We start from the raw sequence: 19,392 nt of genomic DNA, 5'->3' as shown, positions 1-19,392 counted from the left end.
TGACAGGCAGCAGGCGTGTCGGACGCACTCACGGCCCTACCCGCCGACGCCCTGGCCGGGTCGGGCCTGCCGGCCACCTTCGTCGCCCTCGGCCGCGCGCTGGCGGCGTCTGTACTGGCCGCCGGCTGGCTGTACTGGAAGCGCACCCCGCTGCCGCCGCGCGCCGCCCTGCCCGCGCTGGCCATGGTCGCCCTCGGCTGCGTGATCGGCTTTCCCTGGCTGACCTCCATCGCCCTGCGCACCGTCCCGGCGGCCCACGGCGCCGTACTGGTCGGCATCCTGCCGCTGGCCACCGCCCTGTTCGCCGCGCTGCTGGCCGGCGAGCGGCCATCGAGAGGCTTCTGGGCCATGGCCATCATAGGCTCGGCGCTGGTGGTCGGCTTTGCGCTGCGCCAGAGCGGCGGCAGCCTGCACGCCGCCGACCTGGCCATCTTTGCCGCCGTCCTGCTGGCCGCCATGGGCTACGCGGCCGGCGGCCGCCTGTCGCAAACCCTGGGCGGCGAACAGACCATCTGCTGGGCGCTGCTGCTGTCCGCGCCGCTGCTGCTGCCCGTGACCGGCTGGATCGCCTGGCACGACCGGGCGCGGATCGCCCAGGCCAGCGCCGCCGCCTGGAGCGGCTTCGCCTACGTTTCCGTGTTCTCGATGTTCATCGGCTTCGTGTTCTGGTACCGCGGCATGGCGCTGGGCGGCGTGGCCCGGGTCGGCCAGGTACAGCTGGTCCAGCCCTTTCTGTCTGTACTGGGCGCCGCCGCCGTGCTCGGCGAGACGCTGGAATGGCCCACCCTGATCTTCGCAATCGCCGTCATCGCCACCGTGGGCCTCGGCCGCAAAATGCAGGTAAAACGGGGCTGACACCATACACTATCTTGATTTTGCCGCAATTGTGGGCAGCACCGGCGGCAAGTCGTACAATAGGGGACTCACCCTTGCATCACCTCTTAACAATTGGATAAGCACATGTCTGTCTACGAAAAACTGAAAGCCCTCGACATCACCCTGGCCGCACCAGCCACCCCAGCCGCCGCCTACGTCATGTACGCCCAGACCGGCAACCTGGTATTCCTGTCTGGTCACATCGCCAAGCGTGCCGACGGCAGCGTCTGGACAGGCCAGCTGGGCAAGAACATCGATACCGCTGAAGGCAAGGCCGCCGCGCGCGCCATCGCCATCGACCTGATCGGCACGCTGCAGGCGGCCGTCGGCGGCGACCTGACCCGCGTCAAGCGCATCGTCAAGGTCATGAGCCTGGTGAACTCCACCCCCGAATTTACCGAACAGCACCTGGTCACCAACGGCGCTTCCGAGCTGCTGGGCGAAGTCTTCGGCGACGCCGGCAAACACGCCCGCTCGGCCTTTGGTGTCGCCCAAATCCCGCTTGGCGCCTGCGTCGAAATCGAACTGATCGCGGAAGTCGCGTAAGCGGGCGGCAGCTTATCCGCTGCCGTTCCTTTGATAAGAGCACGCCACAAGCGCGCTTGATGAATGACCGGCCACGCCGGTCCCTCTAAGTGAGACATGTATGAAAATCGAAAACCCGAATCCGATCAACTGGCGTTTCGCCGAACGCGCCGAGCAGCTGCAAGCCTCGTTCATCCGTGAAATCCTCAAGATCACCCAGCAGCCCGAAATCATCTCGTTTGCCGGCGGCCTGCCGTCGCCGCTGACCTTCCCGGTCGAGGAAATGCAGGCTGCCTTCGACAAGGTCCTGCGCGACAACGGCAAAGTGGCCCTGCAATACGGCCCGACCGACGGCTACACCCCGCTGCGCCAGTGGATCGCCGACGCGCTGTCGGTGGACGGCGCCAAAATCGTGCCCGAACAGATCCTGATGACCTCCGGCTCGCAGCAGGCGCTGGACCTGCTGGGCAAGGTGCTGATCGACGAAGGCAGCCGCGTGCTGGTCGAGACCCCGTCCTACCTGGGCGCGCTGCAGGCGTTCTCGGTCTACCGTCCCGAATTCAAATCGGTGGCCACTGACGAACACGGCCTGGTGCCCGAGTCGATCGACGCCGTGGCTGACGGCGCGCGTCTGCTGTACTCGCTGCCGAACTTCCAGAACCCGACCGGCCGCACGCTGTCGGTCGAGCGCCGCCAGCAGCTGGTGGAAACCTGCGCCCGCCACGGCCTGCCGCTGATCGAGGACGATCCTTACGGCGCCCTGAGCTACAAGGGCGACCCGCTGCCGAAGATGGTGGCGATGAACCCGGACGGCGTGATCTACATGGGCTCCTTCTCCAAGGTGCTGACCCCTGGCATCCGCCTCGGCTACGTCTGCGCCCCGCTGCCGCTGGCGCGCCGCCTGGAACTGGCCAAGCAGGCGGCCGACCTGCACACTTCGCAGCTGACCCAGATGGTGGTGCACGAAGTGGTCAAGGACGGCTTCCTGGAACGCCACATCCCGAAAATCCGCCAGCTGTACGGCGACCAGTGCCAGGTCATGCTGGACGCCATGGCCCAGCACTTCCCGGCCGGCGTCGAATGGACCAGGCCGGGAGGCGGCATGTTCATCTGGGTCACCCTGCCGCAACACATCAACGCCATGCAGCTGCTCGATGAAGCCATCGCCCAGAAAGTGGCGTTCGTGCCCGGCGCGCCGTTCTACGCCAACGAGGCGGCCACCAACACGCTGCGCCTGTCCTTCGTCACCGTGCCGCCGGAGCGCATCCGCCACGGCATCGAAGTGCTGGGCAAACTGATCGCCGCCAAGCTGTAATCCGCACCACCGCGGGCGGTGTGCCGCCGCCGGCAAAAATACAACACCGGCGCCGCCATTTTGCGACCAATAGTCACAAAATGGCGGCCAAGCTTTAACTTCCCACCAACTTTCCCTACACTGGCGGATACAAGCCCGGCTGCGGCTTCGTGCATCCGCGACAACACCGAAAAAAAGCCTGCAATTTCTTCCCATGCAAACGTTGCAAAGCGGTATGATTTGAACAGATAGTCACTTTCATATCAGGCCAGCCTTTGTCGACACCAGTACAAACACCTCCTGCCACCACGTCCGGTTGCCGACCCGCGCAACTGCCGCCGTGCGACTATCGAGCCCACCAGGTTAAAGGCGCACACCAATGAATTCCGGAAGTCTGAGCTTTGCCACGCGGCGCGATGCCGCGATCCTCATCGTGGACGACGCCCCCGACAACCTCGGCACGCTGCGCAAGCTGATGGTCGAACAGGGCTACCAGACCTTCGTCGCCAACTCCGGCGAGCGCGCGCTGAAGATCGCCCGCCGCGTGCATCCGGACCTGATCCTGCTCGACATCATGATGCCGGGCATGGACGGCTACGAAACCTGCCGCCAGCTGAAAAGCCACGCCAGCACGCAGCGCATCCCGGTCATCTTCATGAGCGCGCGCACCGGCACCGACGACGTCGTGGCCGGCTTCGACCTGGGCGCGGTCGACTACATCGGCAAGCCGCTGCGCCTGCCCGAAGTGTGCGCGCGCGTGCGTACCCAGCTGCAGATCCGCAGCCGCAGCGAGACCCACGAAGAACAGGCCGAACGCCTGCGCACCATCGTCAACAACATGGCCGAGGGCCTGCTGATCATCGAGGCCGACGGCCGCATCCAGTTCACCAACCCGGCCTGCGACAAATACCTCGGCTACCAGCACGACCAGCTGGCCGGCCGCAACATCGCCGACCTGCTGAACCCCCTGGTGGCGCAGGAATACCTCGACTACTTCGGCCGTTACGCCGCCGCGCCGCAGAGCGCGCACAACCACGGCACGCGCGAAGTCATCATCCGCCACCGCAACGGCAGCTCGGTGTGCATGGACCTGACCCTGACGCCCATGTATCTGCGCCAGCCGCTGTTCATCGGCCTGCTGCACGACATCACCCATCACAAGCAATCGGAAGACGCGCTGCAGCGCGCGGCCATGGTCGACCCGCTGACCAAGATCGCCAACCGCCGCCACTTCGACACCTTCCTCGAAAAGGAATGGCAGCGCGCCATGCGCAGCGGCCAGCCGCTGTCGCTGGTGGTGCTGGACGTCGACCACTTCAAGCTGTACAACGACACCCTCGGCCATCCGGCCGGCGACGTCTGTTTGCAGCAGGTGGCGCAGGCAATCGCCTCGCACGCGCACCGGCCGACCGACCTGGCGGCGCGCTACGGCGGCGAGGAATTCGTGCTGCTGTTTGCCGAAACCGACGCCGGCAAGGCCGTGCACCTGGCCGAAGCGATCCGCGGCCACATCGAAGCGTTGCAGATCCCGCACCCGCGCTCGACCACCTCGGCGTGGCTGACGGTCAGCATCGGCGTGGCCACCATCCACCCGCACCAGCTGGACAACACCGAATCGCTGTTTGTGGCCGCCGACCGCGCCCTGTACGTCGCCAAGGAGGGCGGCCGCAACCAGGTGCAATCGACCCGCACCGCCAGCGCCTCGCTGGACACCGTCAAAGCGCTGGTGATGCGCTAACATCGGGGTCAGAGCCGACTTACAGCTGCTCCGGGTAGCCGGTGACGTCGGCGATTTGCCGGTACAGCGGTTGCAGCTGCTGGTACATCTTGAGGTAGACGCGCCGGTACAGCCGGTCGTACAGCTGGCGGTTGGCGGCGATAGGCTGGAACACCCGGCCCGGACGCGTCATCGCGCGCGTGGCGCTGTCGAAGCCCGGATGCAGGCCCAGGCCCGCCGCAATCGCGATCGCCGCCCCCAGCCCCGAGCTTTCGTATACGTGCGCGCGCGCCGCCGGCAGGCCGAAGATGTCGGCCGTCAGCTGCATCGCGGCGTCGCTCTGCGAACCGCCGCCAGCGATGCGCAGCTCCGTCACTTTCACACCGCTGCGTTGCTCGATGCGTTCCTTCCCTTCGCGCAGGGCGTAGGCCAGGCCTTCCAGGATCGCCCGATAGACATGGGCGCGCGTGTGGACGTCGCCGAAGCCGATCATCGCGCCCTTGGCCTCGGGACCGGGGATGCGGATGCCGGGACTCCAGTACGGCTGCAGCATCAGTCCCATGGAACCGGGCGGCACGGCGTCGACCAGCTGGTCGAACATGGCTTCCGGCGCCATGCCCCGCTGCGCGCCGGTCATTTGTTCCAGATGCCCGAACTGCTCCTTGAACCAGTTGACCATCCAGTAGCCGCGGAAGATCTGCACCTCGGTGCTGTAGGCGCCCGGCAGCGCCGCCGGATACGGCGGGATGTAGGGCGTGACTTCGACGTATTTGCGGCTGGTGGTGTTGATGGTGGCCGTGGTGCCGTAGCTCAGGCAGGCGATGTGCGGCGCCAGGCCGCCGGCGCCGATCACCTCGCACGCCTTGTCGGCGGCGGCGGCCACCAGCGGCGTGCCCTGCGGGATGCCGGTCGCCGCCGCGGCAGCGGCGGTGATGGCGCCGATCACGGTGCCCGGCGCCGCCAGCTCGGGCAGCATCTCGGCACGGATGGCCAGCGCCTCCCACTTCCAGTCGCCGGCCCTGGCCCAGCGGTGACGCCGGTAGTCGAACGGCAGGTAAGCCACCTGCGAGCCGGTTGAATCCACATAGCGTCCGCACAAACGGTAGTTCAGGAAGCCGGACAACAGCAGATATTTGTGCGTGCGCGCCCAGATCTCCGGCTGCTGTTCGGCGATCCAGTTGATCTCCGCTTCGCGCCGGAAGTATTCGATGGTGTCTTCGACCCGCGCCAGTTTGAAGGCCGTGCGCCACAGCAGGCTCAAAGGTTTGCGCCTGCCGACGCGGCGCTGGTCCAGCCAGGTGATGGCGGGCCGCAGCACCCGGCCGTCGCGGTCCAGATTGACCACCGTGCCACGCTGGGTGGTGACCGCCACGCCGGCAACCGCGCCGGGCGGAATGTCGGTGCCGCGCCACAGCTGGCGGCAGGCCGCGCCCACCGCGTCCCAGTAGCCGTCGGCGTCGTGCTCCGCCCAGCCGGGATGCTCGGAAAAATAGGCTTGCAGGGGGATTTGCGCCTTGGCCGCCAGGTTGCCGTTCAAGTCGAACAGCAGCGCGCGCACGCTCTGCGTGCCGTTGTCGATGGAGAGCAGATATCGGTCCGCCATGGTGTCTCGGGATGATTATTGCCGGGGCAAGCTGTAATGCCGCTGCCAGAGGGCCAGGTAGGCCCGCTCCTCGGCCTGCCATTGTGGATCGCTCCAGCCGAGTTCCGGCTGGCAGATGGCGCGCACGCGCGGCAGAATGGCGACGCCGCCGCCGCGCAGCTGCAGGCCGATGCGGCTGCGGCGCAGCAGCAGGTCCTCCAGCCGGCACACATCCTCATGCCGCGCGGCCCAGCGCAGCTGCGCCCAGATGGTTTCGGTGCCGGGGATACAGGCCAGTTCGCCCGGCTGCGCGGCATCGACCAGCGCCTGCGCTTGCGCGCCGTAGCGGCCCTGCAGGCGCTGCGCCTGGCCCGACGGCAACGCCGCCGTGTAGCGCAACGGCGGCGCCGACGCGAAAACGGGACGCGGCGCGAGCTGGCCTTGCAGTTGCGGCAGCCGCGCCGCGGCCAGCTTCAGCGCGTCCAGGGCGATCACGCGGAAGGTGGTCAGCTTGCCGCCGGTGACGGTCAGCATGCCATCCTCCAGCCACAGCGCGTGCTCGCGCCCCGCTTTGGATGGATCGGCCTTGCCGCTGTCGATCACCGGACGCACACCGGCGTAGGTGGAGATGACGTCGTCCTCATCCAGATGCAGCTGGGGGAACTGCGCGTGCAATGCACCCATCAGGTAATCGAATTCCGCGCGCGTGATGGCGGCTTCCAGCGACAGGTCGGCGCGGTGATCGACATCGGTGGTGCCCACCAGCGTCACGCCTTCCCACGGATAGGCGAACACCGGGCGGCCGTCGAGCGGGTGCATCAGACTGATCGCCTGTGCCAGCGGCAGCCGCCAGGCCGGCAGCACCAGGTGGCTGCCGCGCAAGGGCCGCAAACGCGGAACGATGCCAGCGGCCGCCGGTGCGTGACTGCCGCCGGCGACGCTTTCGCTGGTGACGCGACCGGCGGAAGCACCGGCCATGCTGCCCGACGCGCGCAATCGATCGGCCCACACGCCGGTGGCATTGATGACCAGTCGTGCCGCTGCCCCATGCTTCTCGCCGGTCAGGCTGTCGCGCAGCGTCGCGCCGCCCACATCGGCGCTGTCGCCGGCGCGCAGCAGCGATTCGACCGCCATGTAATTGAGCGCCACGCCGCCGTGCCGGCGCGCCTCCTGCAGCACGCGCAGCACCAGGCGCGCGTCGTCGGTCTTGGCGTCGGTGTAGACCATGCCGCCCTGCAGGCCGTCCATGGCGACATTCGGCGCCAGCGCGGCAAACTCCTCGCGGCTGTAATAGTGGCGCGCCTGCTGCCCCGCCATGCGGTCGTAAATCGCCAGTCCGAACAGGAACGAGCGCCGCCCCGGCTTGCGTCCCGCGTAATCGCCGAACGCGAAACTCTGCGGTTCCACCAGCCCTGTCGCCTGCCGCAGCAGATGTTCGCGCTCATGCACCGACTCGCGCGTCAAGCCGAGCCGTCCCTCCTTCAGATAGCGCAGGCCGCCGTGCACCAGCTTGGAAGACCGGCTCGATGTCCCCCATGCGAAGTCGCGCTGTTCCACCAGCAGCGTTTTCAGGCCACGCCGCGCCGCCTCCAGCAGAATGCCGGCGCCGGTGATGCCGCCGCCGATCACCAGCACATCCCATTCGCGCGCCAGCAGCGCCGCCAGGTCCGCGCGCCGGCTCACGGCAGCAGCTTCCCGGGGTTCATGATCTGCTGCGGATCGAGATGCTCGAACAGCGCGCGCATCGTCGACATCCCCAACGCCCCCTTCTCCGCCGCCAGATACGGCGCATGGTCGCTGCCCACGCCGTGCTGATGGCTGATGGTGCCGCCGTTCTCCACGATCGCCATGCTGGCCGCCTTCTTCAACGACTTCCAGCGCGCCAGGTCGGCCTCATAATTTCCCGCCAGACGATACACGAACGTGGTGTACACACTGGCGCCCTGCGCGTACAGATGCGACAGATGGGTGTACGCGTGCACCCGCTCCCCGTACTGCTCCAGCGCCACGGCGGCCGCGCGCTCGACCGCCCGCATCATGATCTCCACCCGCGGCCAGTCGACCGCTGTCTCCACCGTATCGATGGCGTAGCCGTGACTCCAGGCGGCATTGCGCAGATAGACGTTGCGGTAGCGGTTCTGCTTCCACTTGTCGCCCATCTGGCGCCCCACGTGCACGCCGCCGTGCGGCATCGCCAGCAGCAGCGCCTCGCGCAAGGCCGCCCGTGCCGGCGCGCGCCGGCCGCTGACGCCGATCAGCAGCATGCACTTCTGCTCGCGGCAGCCGCGCAGCGCCAGATATTTTTCCAGCAGCGCGATCAGGCGCCGATGGCCGGCCAGCGCCAGCATGGTTAGCGTCTCCAGCGGATTCGACAGCCGCAGCATGGACAGCGGCAGACAGGCCTGCGCGATCTGCCGCACCGCCGTCTCCGCCGCCTTCCAGTCCGGGAAGAACACCGCGTGGAACGCCTCATACTCGGGCAGCGGCGCCACCCGCACCGTGGCCTCGGTCAGTATGCCGAGCCGGCCCTCGGAACCCAGCACCACCTCGCGCAGATCGGTGCCGGCCGCCGATGCGGGAAAAGTCGGCAGCTGGAGCGTGCCCGACGGCGTCTCGACCGTCCCGCCGCGGAACATCTGCTCGATGCGGCCGTAACGCAAGGACTGCTGCCCCGACGAGCGCGTGGCGATCCAGCCGCCCAGGGTCGAATACTCGAACGATTGCGGAAAATGCCCCAGCGTATAGCCACGCGCGCGCAGTTGCGCTTCCAGATCCGGCCCGAACACGCCAGCGCCGAAGGTCGCCAGCTGCGATTCCGTATCCAGGTAGCGCAGCTGCCGCATGCGCGTCAGATTCACCGCCAGCACCGGACGGGTACCGGCCGGCGCCGTCAGATGCCCGGCCACGCTGGTGCCGCCGCCCTGCGGGATCACCGCCACGCCATACTGCTGCGCATGATCGAGCAGTTCACGCACCTCCTGCGCGCTTTCCGGATAGGCCACGCCATCCGGCGCCGTACCGATCACGCCATAGCGCAGCCGCAGCCAGTCCGGCAGGCTCTGGCCGCAGGCATTGCGCAGCCTGACTTCGGGCGACGTATCGATCAGCCGCTGTGGCGGCAGGCGCGATCCGCCTATCTGCGCGCACACCTGCGCCAGGTCGGCGTCCGCCACCGGCGTGCCGGCGCCGATGCGCTGCGCCAGGAACGCCAGTGCCTCCGCGCTCAGCGCAAACTCAATCGTATCGTCACCCCAACCGTTCCAGCGCCTCATTGTTTTTATCCCCGTAGCCGGAGCGCTTGCTATACTCCGATTATTCACGCTTTGAGATTAAAACAATGCCCTCCGCCGGTATTGCGCATTCATGACATCCGCCTTGTTCGATCGTGCCAACCGCGTTGCCGGATCGTATCTGCAGCCGCTGCTGGAAGCCGCCGCCCGGCGCGGCGTCACGGCGCGAGCGCTGGAACAGGCCGCCGGCCTGCCATCGGGTGCGCTGGAGCCGCTGCCGGAAACCCTGCCCGCCGACGACTACGTGCGCCTGCTCGACCTGGCCGCCGGGCTGACCGGCGATCCCCACTTCGGCCTGCACGTGGGCCAGTGCGTCAAGCTGGGCACCTATACCGTGTATGGCCTGATCCTGCTCAGCTGCCGCGATTTCGGCCAGGTGTTCGAGCAGACCATGCGCTACGAGCAGCTGGCGCACGACCTGGGCCGCTCGACGCTGACCACCGACGACGACGGCATCGCCCACTACACCTGGCACAGCAACTACTCCGGCGCGCACCGCCATCTGGCCGACAGCGTGTTCTCCGGCATCCGCGTATTCAGCAACTGGCTGGCCGGCATGCAGCTGCCGGCCAACCAGGTCACGCTGACGCACGACGGCGGCCCGCCCGAACTGCGCGACGAATACGTGCGGGTGCTGGGGGCGATGCCGGACTTCGGCGCCGCGCACAATGCCGCCAGCTTCAATGCCGCCATGCTGGCCTGGCCGGTGCCGAACGCGGATGTCAGCCTGTATCCGGTGCTGCAGCAGCACGCCGAGCAGCTGCTCCAGCAGCGTGCGGCCACGGCACCCTCGTTGGTGCAACAGGTGCATGCGGCCATCGTCGCCGATCTGGCGCACGGCCAGGTGCGGCTGGCCACCATAGCGGAAAAGCTCAAGCTCTCGCCGCGTACCCTGCAGCGCAAGCTCAGCGAGGACGGCGCCACCTTCCAGCAGGTGCTGGACCAGGCGCGCTTTGCGCTGGCGAAGGAGTATCTGCGCCGGCCGGAGCTGAGCCTGGTCGATATTGCCTTCCTGCTCGGCTACCAGGAGCAGAGTGCCTTCAACCACGCCTTCCGTGACTGGGCCGGCGTCAATCCGGGCGCCTGGCGCGCGAGCTAGATGGTACTGCCCTTGACCCGCACGAACGGACCGATGCAGCGATCGAGGCTGCGCTCGGCGCACATCAGGAACATGTCGCCGCTCGGGTGGAACTGCAAATAGCTGGTGACCGCGCGGCCCGGCTTGGTGACCTCGCCGGTGCAATCGAGTTTGCCGTTGTCCTTGGTGATGGTGTCGGTCTCCTTGTAGAAACCGTCCTTGTCCGGCTTGTCGGCGATGGTGAAACTGGACTCGGCCACTTCCTCGTTGCTGAACACCAGCGTGGTGCCGTCGGCGCGGATGCGGTAAGTCTCGGTGCAGGAACCGTCCGGCAGTGTGATGCGCCAGGTACCGATGACGGGGTGGTCATGCCGCAGCGGTCCGGCGCCCGCCGCCATCGCCGGCGCGGCCGCCCACAGCAGCGCCGACAGGATCAAGCCAGTTCGCATCGCCATCGCATACCCCCTCTCCATTTCTCCGCTGCGGTTTTCACCAGGCCAGGCCGCCTGCGGGCGCCGGACCGGATCTTCTTGCTAGCCTAGCATGTTTTTATTTGCCGGGTGCGCGGCCAGCACGGTTGCGGGTCTGGCAGAATGTCGACGATATCAGCACTCGCCGGAGGAAGCACCATGCCGATTATTACGGCGCCTGCTTCCGCGACCCGGAAGGCAACAAGCTGGGCGTCGTCTGTCACGACGCCATGCCGGACTGACTTACATCTTCTCCGGGTACAGCACCACCTGCAGGTAGTTGTTGGTGTCGAAGTAGCGCTGCGCCGCCTCTTTCAGGTCGGCCGTGGTCAGCGCATCGACGCGCGCCTCGTAGCTGAGGATATCTTCCGGATTGTTATTGTTGAAGAAGGCGTTCTGCAGCGACGCCATCCAGTAGCCGTTCTCGCGCAAGCCCTTGCGGTAGCCCTTGATCCAGGCCGCCTTGACCTTGTTCAGGTCCGCCTCTTCCACGCCGTCGCGCTTGACCTTCTCGATTTCGGCGAAGGTCGCGGCCAGCACCTTGTCGACGTTCTCCGGCGCGCACGGCAGGCTGGCGTTGATGGTGTAGTTACCGTAGGGGATGCGGTTCATGCTGCCGCTCATGCCACCGCTGTAGATCGCGCCCATCTTCTCGCGCAGGGTTTCGATCAGCTTGATGTTCATGACTTCCACCAGCGCCTGCAAGCGCATGCGCGCGGCGCGCGAGTATTCGACCTCGCCGGTGAACGACAGCGAAATCGTGCTCTTGGGCTCCGCGCCGGCATGCACCTCCTTCTTCACCACGCCCTTGATCGGCCGCACGCCCTCGTCCTTGAAGGCCACCGGGATCTCGCCGGCCGGCAGGCTGGCCAGATACGTGGCCAGCAGCGGCTTGATCTTCTCGACGTCGAAACTGCCGATGATGAAGAAGGTGAAGTCGCGCGCGCTCGACATGCGGCTGTTGTAGATGTCCAGCACGCGGTCCAGCGCCAGCTGGTCGAAGTCGGCCGGCTTGGCGGCGCGCAGCACGCGCGGGCTGTTGTTGTAGAGCGTGGCGGTGACGGTGTCGTAGAACACCGATTCCGGCCGCGCCAGATTGTTCTGCGCCAGTTCGCGCTGGCGGTCGACGTAGGCGCTGTAGATGGCGGCATCCTTGCGCGGCTGCGTCATCTGCAGGTACACCAGCTGCAGCATGGCTTCCACGTCGTCCTTGCCGGAGCTGCCGCCCACCGATTCATTGAGCGAGCTCACATTCGCGCTCGAGCTCACGCTCTTGCCGGCCAAAACCTTACCCAGATCGTTCGGCGTGTAATTCAGCACGCCCATCTGGCCGACGATGCTGCTGGCATAGTGCGCGGCGAAGACGTCGCTGTCCGGCAGCAGCGACCAGCCGCCGTAGCGCAGGCCGCCCAGGATCACCTGGTCGTTGTTGAAGTCGGTCGGCTTGAGCACCACCTTGACGCCGTTGCTCAGGGTCAGACTGGTGGTGCCGATCTTCTCGTCGTGCGTCTCGCTGACGATGCTGCCCGGCTTGGGCGGGGTCGGCATCAACTGGCTGGCGTAAACCTTGTCCTCGATCGGCTTGACGGCGATCTTCTCGGCGGTGCTGGCGATGGCCACCAGCTCCTGCGCTTTCGGATGCGTCACGCCCGCCTTGTCCATGCCGCTGTAGATCACCAGCTTGCTCTCGCCGTTGGGGATGGCCGCGCGCACCGCCGCATTCACCTCGGCCACGGTGATCCCGGGGATCATCTCGGTGGCGTAGCGGTATTCCGTGGCGATGCCGGGAATCGATTCGTCTTCCAGGAAGTTGCGGATGTATTCCGCCGCATAACCGCCCGAATCGGACTTGTCACGCTCGGCGTACATGCGCTCATAATTGCGCAGCATACCCTTCTTGGCGCGCTCCACCTCGGAGGCGGTGAAGCCGTACTGGCGCGCGCGCTGGTCTTCCGCCACCAGCGCGTTGATCGCCGGCGTCGCGCCGGCCTTGCCCAGCACCGCGCCGGCGCCGAAGGAACGATAGCCGCGCACGATCTTGTTCATGCCGCTGCCGCCCTGCAGGAACGGCGGATTGGCCTGCTGCGTCAGCTCGTACATGCGCTGGCTCAGGATAAAGCTGTACATGTTCTCGATCAGCTTCTGGCGGTAGTCGGCAATGGTGTCGCCGGCCGGCCAGGACTGGATCGGGTAGCGGATGTACACCGTGTTGGCGCTGATCTCCTTGTCGGTGAAGACCACGCCTTCGGAATCCTGGCGCTCGGGGATCTTCGCGTACGTGCGCGGGCGCGGATGGGCCGGATTTTTCAGCTGGCCGAAATGCTGCTCGATCAGGCGCTGCGCCTCGTCCGGCTCGATGTCGCCGACCGCCACCACCGCCATCAGGTCGGGCCGGTACCAGTCGCGGTAAAAGCGCTTGATGGCGTCGTACTTGAAGGTCTTGAGGGTGTCCTCTTTACCGATCGGCATGCGCTGGGCGTAGCGCGAGCCGTTCAGCACCTTGGGCAGCACCACCTTGTTCATGCGGTCGTCCACGCCCTTGCCCATGCGGAGTTCCTCCAGCACGATGCCGCGCTCGCTGTCTATATCGGCATCATTGAAAGACAGACCATGCGCCCAGTCCTCCAGCACCTGGAAGCCCTGCTCCACGATTTCCTTCTTATCGGTCGGTATCGGCAGGATGTAGACGGTTTCGTCGAAGCTGGTGTACGCGTTCAGGTCCGCGCCGAATTTCACGCCGATCGATTGCAGGTACGATACCAGCTCGTTGCGCTTGAAATGGGTCGAGCCGTTGAAGGCCATGTGTTCGGTGAAGTGGGCCAGGCCCTGCTGGTCCTCGTCCTCCAGGATGGAGCCCGCCTTGACCACCAGCCGCAGTTCCAGCTTCTTCTCCGGGCGGCCGTTCCGCTGGATGTAATACGTCAGGCCATTGGCCAGTTTGCCAACCTTGACCTGCGGACCAACCGGCACCTTGTCGCTTAACTTCAGGGGAGGAGCGTCGGCCTGTGCCAGGAAGGAACACGCCAGAAGTGCAGCGCCGGACAGGATACGCAGGGTAATCAGCTTCATTCCGTATGCATTAAAGGTAGAGAAGAGCTACCTTACACCGAAATCCGCAATTTAGGCTAGAATTCTCGCTTGCCCGCCGCCCGGCGGGCAACAACAACGTCTTCGGGGCGGGGTGCGATTCCCCACCGGCGGTAAGGTGGCGACACCAAGCCCGCGAGCGCAGAAATGCGCAGATCTGGTGCAATTCCAGGGCCGACGGTTACAGTCCGGATGAAAGAAGATGTGCGCTTGACGCATCCTGCCGCGCTTTCGCGCCCGGCCGGCTGCGCGTATTCGCTTGCCCTGTCGCGTTCCTGTCTTTTTCGAGGAGCGTTTCACTCATGCTGGACCACACCGCAGTATCCCCCTATTCCTTGGTATCCGACGATCTGGAAGGCCGCATCCAGGCCGCGCTGGCCGCCATGCGCGCCGGCGTGCCGATCATCCTGCTCGACGACTTCGACCGCGAGAATGAAGCGGACCTGATCGTCGCCGCCGAAAAGATCACGGTCGAAACCATGGCCATGATGATCCGCGAATGCAGCGGCATCGTCTGCCTGTGCCTTAGCGCCGACAAGGTGCGCGCGCTGGAGCTGCCCATGATGGCCGCCAATAACGGCAGCCGCTATGGCACGCCGTTCACGGTGTCGATCGAGGCACGCGAAGGCGTGACCACCGGCGTCTCGGCGGCCGACCGCGTCACCACCATCCGCACCGCCATCGCGGCCGATGCGCAGCCGTCCGACCTGGTGCATCCGGGCCACGTGTTCCCGCTGCGCGCCACGCCGGGCGGCGTGCTGGCGCGCAAAGGCCATACCGAGGGCTCGGTGGACCTGGCCACCATGGCCGGCCTGCAGCCGGCCGGCGTGTTGTGCGAGCTGATGAACGCGGACGGCACCATGATGCGCGGCGCCGACATCGAACGCTTCGCTGAAAAGCACCAGATGCCCATCCTGACCATTGCCGAGATGATCGCATGGCGCACCAGCCGCGGCGTCTGATCCTTTACACCGGCCTGGCCAGCCTGACGTAGCGGTACACCAGCGTCAGCGCGCCGGCATAGGCGGCCGTGATCAGGCCGAAGGCCAGCGGCAGCCGCAGCGCCCAATCGGGCGCCAAGTGCAGTACGGTGCCCATCAGCGCCACGCCCACCAGCGCGCCGATCTGGCGGTTGGCGTTCAGCGCGGCGGCGGCGCTGTTGGCGTGGGCCTTGCCGGCCACCAGCATCACCGTCGCCGTCATGCCGGGAATCGCGATGCCGATGGCGACATTCATCACCACCGCCGCCGTCACCAGCAGCCAATAAGGCGTCTGCGGACGCAACCCGGCGAGCATCAGCACCGCCATCGCCAGCCCCGCCAGCAGACCATACAGCATTGGCGGCCGCGTACCGACACGCGCCGTGATGCGGCCCGAGGTCAGATTGCCGATGGCGAAAGCGGCCATCATCGGGATCAGTTTCAGGCCGGTCTGCAGCGCATCCGCCCCACCCTGCTGGATAAATAAGCTAAGCAGGAACAGCTGCCCGAACACGGCAAAGTTGATCAGAAACCCAACGCCATTGGCAGCCGCGAACGCCGGCGTCTCGAACAGCGCCTTGGGCAGCAGCGGATGCGCGCCGGTGCGTTCGCGCCGCACCAGGGTGGCGGCGGCGACCACGGCGACCAGCGCCGCCGCCAGCACCGCCGGCGACATCCAGCCCAGCACCGGCCCTTCGATCAGCACGAAACTCAGGGCCGCCAGCGCCGCCACGCCCAGCGCATGGCTCAGCATCGACAGCGCCCGCTGATGCGGCGCGGTGGCCGGCGCCAATACCTGCGTCAGAACGATGCCCAGCAGGCCGATCGGCACGTTCACCCAGAACACGCTGCGCCAGCCGAATTCGTGGACCAATATGCCGCCCACCAGCGGCCCGGCCGCCGACGAGCTGCCGACGATGGCCGACCAGGTTCCCAGCATGCGCGCGCGTGTGGCCTGATCCTCATAGGCGTGCGTCAGCAGGCTCAAAGAACTGGGCATGAACAGCGCCGCCCCCGCGCCCTGCAGCAGCCGCGAGGCGATCAGCGCCTGGCCGCTGGGCGCCAGCGCGCACAGGATGGAGCCGACGATGAACACACTCAGTCCCCCCTGATACACGGTTTTGGGGCCGAAGCGGTCGGCCAATGCGCCACCCGCCATCAGCAACGCGGCAAAGGTCAGCGTGTAGCCATCGACCACCCAGACCAATCCCGTCAGCGGCACGTTCAGGCTGACCGAAATATCGGACAAGGCGGTATTGACGGCGGTGACATCGATCATCGCCATCACGAAGCCGATGGCCAGCGTCATCAGCATCAACAAGGGAGGGACCTGGCGGGCTGGCGCCGCTGCGGCCGTGGAGGTAGTCATGCCGGCATGGTAGGCCGCTTGCCTGATGCAGTAAATACGCATAACATCGGCGCTCTGATGCAAAACTGCATCAAGGAGACCGCCATGGACTGGGACAACGCCCGCATCTTCCTCGCCATTCACCGCAAAGGCACGCTGCGCTCGGCCGCCGCATTGCTGGACATCGACCAGGCCACCGTCGGCCGCCGCCTCAACGCGCTCGAAAAATCACTGGGCGTGCGCCTGTTCCTGCGCACCCCGTCCGGCTACATGGCCACGCCGGCGGGGGAGCTGGCGGTCGACGCGGCCGAAAAGATGGAACAGGCGGCGCTGCAGTTCCAGCGCCAGACGCTGGGCGTGGACAACCGCCTGTCCGGCGTGGTGCGCGTGGCCACCTCGGACACCATGGCCAGCCATTTCGTGATCGACGCCATGCGCCGGCTGCATGAACAGCATCCCGACATCCGCATCGTGCTCACCACCAGCACCGACATCACCAGCCTGACCCGGCGCGAGGCCGACCTGGCGGTGCGCACGCTCAAACCCACCAGCCCCGATCTGATAACGCGCCACCTGGTCCGGCGCAACATGGGCCTGTACGCCACCGCCGCCTACCTGAAGCGGCGCGGCACGCCGGTGCCGGGCAATGGCCTGGCCGGCCACGACATCGTCATCTACCAGCCCGGCGTCGCCTACCGCCATCAGGAAAAGATCTGCCTGGAGCCGGTGCACAATGCGCGCGTGGCGATGGAGGTCAACAGCGGCCTGGCCCTGCTGGAAGCGGCGCGCCAGGGACTGGGCATCACCGAACTGCCCTGCCACATGGCCGACAAGGACCGCGCCCTGGTGCGCGTCTGGCCGGAACGCAGCGACCAGTACGACGTCTGGCTGGTGATGCACGCGGACCTGAGCCGCAGCGCCCGCGTGCGCGCGGCGGCCGATGCCATCATCGCCACCTTCCCTGAACAGTAGCGGACGCCCCCTGTCGTCGCCGCAGTGCTAATATGCCAACATGAACGCACAGGCAAGCCCACCGTCCCTCCTGCAACGACTGCACCACGGCACAGTCGCGTGGCTGCACAGCTGGTGGCGGCTGCTGCAATTCGCGGTGGTCATGTTCACGCTGGCGCTGATGCCGTCCACCTACAGCCGCGACAAGCGCGCCCTGCTCGCGCGCCACCTGGTGGCCGACACCGCACCCAACCTGGCCTGGTACGGCGTGCTGTCGGCGCTGGTCAGCCTGGTGTTGATCCGCATCGTGGTGGTGACCTCGCTGAGTTACGGCCTCTCGCGCTTTGCGCTGGAAATGGTGGTGCGCGTGCTGGTGCTGGAACTGATACCGCTGACCGCGGCCGCCTTCGTCGCCCTGCGTACCACGCTGCCGGCCGGGCTGGAATACGCGCAACGGCGCGCCGACGGCGACGTCACGCTGGACGAATTGCATCGCGAGTTCTTCCCGCGGGTGGCGGCCGGCCTGTTTGCTGTGTGGATGCTGGCGGCCGTCAGCTGCGTCCTGACGCTGGTGCTGGCCTACTGGTCGCTGTACGGCTTCACACCCTGGGCGCTGGCCGGCTACACGCGCGTGGTCGGACAGGTGTTCAATCCGGCCGTGTCGCTGATCCTGGTCCTGAAGATCATGTTCTTCAGCTTTGCCGTCGGCCTGATACCGATGGCGTCTTCTTTCTACTTTGGCGCCAGCTACCGCAGCAAGGTCACGCACGGCCTGTCGGACATGGTGCGGCTGTTTGCCGTGATGCTGCTGATCGAAATCGCCTCGCTCATGGGGAATTACTACTGATGACAGAACAAACCAATCAGGCCGCGCCAGTGCGCAACGCCGAATTCAAGGCCGCCATGCTACTGGCGTTACTGGTGGCGCTGGTGCTGGGCTCCGCGCTCTATCTGCTGTACGCGCGCGGCGCCTTCGAATCCACGCAGACGCTGATCCTGCAGGCGGACGACTCGGAAGGCGTGGTGGTCGGCATGGACGTCACCTTCGCCGGCTTCCCCATCGGCCGGGTGCGGCGCATCGCCCTGAGCCCGGAGGGCAAGGCCCGGGTGGTGGTCGACGTGCCGCGCGCCGACGCGCACTGGCTGCGCAGCTCCAGCATCTTCACGCTGGAGCGGGCCATCGTCGGCGGCGCCAAGCTGCGCGCCTTCACCGGCATCCCCACCGATCCGCCGCTGGAAGACGGCGCCACCCGTTCGCTGCTGGTCGGCGACCCGGCGGCCGAAGTCCCGCGCCTGCTGGCGGCGGCCAAGGACCTGCTGCAAAACCTGAACGACCTGACCGCCGAAAACTCGGCGCTGGCGGCCAGCCTGGCCAATGTCGCCGGCGTCACCGGCAAACTGAATGGGCCGCACGGCGCCATGGGCCTGATCGCCGGCGACGACAAGAACGCCGCGCAACTGGCCGAGCGGGCCAACCAGCTGCTGGTGACCGTCAACGCGCTGGCGGTCAAGGCCGACAGCCTGATCGGCCATGCCGACGAACGCGTCTTCGGCCAGCAGGGCGTGATGACCGACGCCCAAGCCACCATCGTCCAGCTCAACGGGCTCCTGGCCGACGCCCGCAACAGCCTGAAGAAAATGGACGCGGTGCTGGTGGAAGCGCAAGCGGTGGCATCCAACACCAAGGAAGCCACGGCCGATCTGGGCACGCTGCGCGCCGAAGTGGAAAGCAGCTTGCGGCGGGTCGAACAACTGGTCAACGAAATCAACCGCAAATGGCCGTTCAAGCGCGACACGGAGATCAAGCTGCCATGAAAAAGACCATCGCTCTTGCCGCCGCGCTGCTGGCCGGCTGCGGCAACAACCCGCCGGTACCGGACTGGCGGATGAACGCGCAAGGCAGCATCGAACGCGCCAACGCCGCCTACATGGGCGGCAACCAGCGCGTCGAAAACGCGGAATACCAGCGCGCCCGCGACGCGCTGGCCAGCACCGGCAAGGTCGACCTGATCATCCGCGCCGAACTGATACGCTGCGCCACCCGCGTCGCCGCGCTGGCGTTCGAGGACTGCGCGGGCTATGACAAACTGGCCGAGGATGCCGGTCCCGCCGACCGCGCCTACGCCGCCTACCTGGCCGGCCGCGCCACCGCCGCCGATGCCGCCCTGCTGCCGCCCCAGCACCAGGCCGTAGC

General features: G+C 66.7%; 15 protein-coding genes, 1 pseudogene and 1 riboswitch. Of the genes and pseudogenes, 10 read left to right on the top strand and 6 right to left on the bottom strand.

The annotated features are described in order from the left end of the window. The first annotated feature begins 15 nt into the window (after positions 1-15). The 4 genes from E4L98_RS23730 to E4L98_RS23715 all read left to right on the top strand — a co-directional run bounded on the left by E4L98_RS23730 (position 16) and on the right by E4L98_RS23715 (position 4,433). Positions 16-855 carry a DMT family transporter gene (locus E4L98_RS23730; protein ID WP_135204005.1) on the top strand — a complete coding sequence of 280 codons (840 nt, stop codon included), beginning with the start codon at positions 16-18 and terminating at the stop codon, positions 853-855. A 105-nt stretch (positions 856-960) separates the two neighbouring features. Further along, entirely contained in the window at positions 961-1,422 is a 462-nt protein-coding gene (locus tag E4L98_RS23725) for a RidA family protein (RefSeq protein WP_135204004.1), read from the top strand. Positions 1,423-1,522: 100 nt separating this feature from the next. Then, positions 1,523-2,716 carry an aminotransferase-like domain-containing protein gene (locus E4L98_RS23720; protein WP_135204003.1) on the top strand — a complete coding sequence of 398 codons (1,194 nt, stop codon included), beginning with the start codon at positions 1,523-1,525 and terminating at the stop codon, positions 2,714-2,716. 358 nt (positions 2,717-3,074) lie between these two features. Next, positions 3,075-4,433 (top strand): diguanylate cyclase, encoded by a 1,359-nt coding sequence (locus tag E4L98_RS23715; protein WP_135204002.1) that lies wholly within the window; start codon positions 3,075-3,077, stop codon positions 4,431-4,433. Positions 4,434-4,452: 19 nt separating this feature from the next. On the opposite strand, the gene E4L98_RS23710 is transcribed toward E4L98_RS23715, so the two are convergent. From E4L98_RS23710 to E4L98_RS23700, 3 genes are read right to left on the bottom strand one after another with little or no spacing between them, the layout of a single operon-like run. Beyond that, positions 4,453-6,015, bottom strand: a complete 1,563-nt coding sequence (locus tag E4L98_RS23710; RefSeq protein WP_135204001.1) for an FGGY-family carbohydrate kinase — start codon at positions 6,013-6,015, stop codon at positions 4,453-4,455. Positions 6,016-6,030: 15 nt separating this feature from the next. Next, positions 6,031-7,677, bottom strand: a complete 1,647-nt coding sequence (locus E4L98_RS23705) for a glycerol-3-phosphate dehydrogenase/oxidase (RefSeq protein ID WP_135204000.1) — start codon at positions 7,675-7,677, stop codon at positions 6,031-6,033. Beyond that, on the bottom strand, positions 7,674-9,266 hold the full coding sequence (locus E4L98_RS23700) for an FAD-binding oxidoreductase (protein WP_135203999.1): 1,593 nt from the start codon (positions 9,264-9,266) through the stop codon (positions 7,674-7,676). Before E4L98_RS23700 ends, E4L98_RS23705 begins: the two co-directional genes overlap by 4 nt. Before the next feature lie 91 nt (positions 9,267-9,357). Here E4L98_RS23700 and E4L98_RS23695 point away from each other — a divergent pair, with 91 nt between their 5' ends. Further along, positions 9,358-10,383: an AraC family transcriptional regulator gene (locus E4L98_RS23695; protein ID WP_135203998.1), complete on the top strand. Its 1,026-nt coding sequence runs from the start codon at positions 9,358-9,360 to the stop codon at positions 10,381-10,383. Here E4L98_RS23695 and E4L98_RS23690 read toward each other — a convergent pair. Together E4L98_RS23690 and E4L98_RS23680 are read right to left on the bottom strand one after the other, a co-directional pair. Next, positions 10,380-10,817 (bottom strand): hypothetical protein, encoded by a 438-nt coding sequence (locus E4L98_RS23690; protein WP_229257538.1) that lies wholly within the window; start codon positions 10,815-10,817, stop codon positions 10,380-10,382. The two genes, E4L98_RS23695 and E4L98_RS23690, sit on opposite strands and share 4 nt — an antisense overlap. A 258-nt stretch (positions 10,818-11,075) precedes the next feature. Then, entirely contained in the window at positions 11,076-13,901 is a 2,826-nt protein-coding gene (locus E4L98_RS23680; protein WP_135203997.1) for a M16 family metallopeptidase, read from the bottom strand. Positions 13,902-13,995: 94 nt separating this feature from the next. Then, positions 13,996-14,127, top strand: a riboswitch (FMN riboswitch). Positions 14,128-14,221: 94 nt separating this feature from the next. On the opposite strand from E4L98_RS23680, the gene ribB reads away from it, so the two are divergent. Next, positions 14,222-14,881, top strand: coding sequence for a 3,4-dihydroxy-2-butanone-4-phosphate synthase (gene ribB / locus E4L98_RS23675; RefSeq protein WP_135203996.1), 660 nt, complete (start codon positions 14,222-14,224; stop codon positions 14,879-14,881). Positions 14,882-14,885: 4 nt separating this feature from the next. On the opposite strand, the gene E4L98_RS23670 is transcribed toward ribB, so the two are convergent. After that, positions 14,886-16,268 (bottom strand): MFS transporter, encoded by a 1,383-nt coding sequence (locus tag E4L98_RS23670; RefSeq protein WP_135203995.1) that lies wholly within the window; start codon positions 16,266-16,268, stop codon positions 14,886-14,888. Positions 16,269-16,352: 84 nt separating this feature from the next. Here E4L98_RS23670 and E4L98_RS23665 point away from each other — a divergent pair, with 84 nt between their 5' ends. From E4L98_RS23665 to E4L98_RS23650, 4 genes and pseudogenes are all read left to right on the top strand, one after another. Next, complete coding sequence (locus E4L98_RS23665) at positions 16,353-17,219, top strand: LysR family transcriptional regulator (protein WP_135204006.1); 867 nt, start codon at positions 16,353-16,355, stop codon at positions 17,217-17,219. A 40-nt stretch (positions 17,220-17,259) separates the two neighbouring features. Further along, a complete protein-coding gene (locus E4L98_RS23660) occupies positions 17,260-18,045 on the top strand; it encodes an MlaE family ABC transporter permease (protein ID WP_135203994.1) in 786 nt (261 codons plus the stop codon). Continuing rightward, a complete protein-coding gene (locus E4L98_RS23655; protein WP_135203993.1) occupies positions 18,045-19,013 on the top strand; it encodes an MlaD family protein in 969 nt (322 codons plus the stop codon). The genes E4L98_RS23660 and E4L98_RS23655 overlap by 1 nt, the downstream gene beginning before the upstream one ends. Then, a pseudogene (locus E4L98_RS23650) lies at positions 19,010-19,392 on the top strand (hypothetical protein); the annotation flags it as partial. The gene E4L98_RS23655 and the pseudogene E4L98_RS23650, both read left to right, overlap by 4 nt.

The sequence above is a fragment of the Duganella callida genome, from assembly GCF_004614165.1.
GTDB lineage: Bacteria > Pseudomonadota > Gammaproteobacteria > Burkholderiales > Burkholderiaceae_D > Rugamonas > Rugamonas callida.
This window is presented reverse-complemented; position numbering and strand designations above follow the sequence as displayed.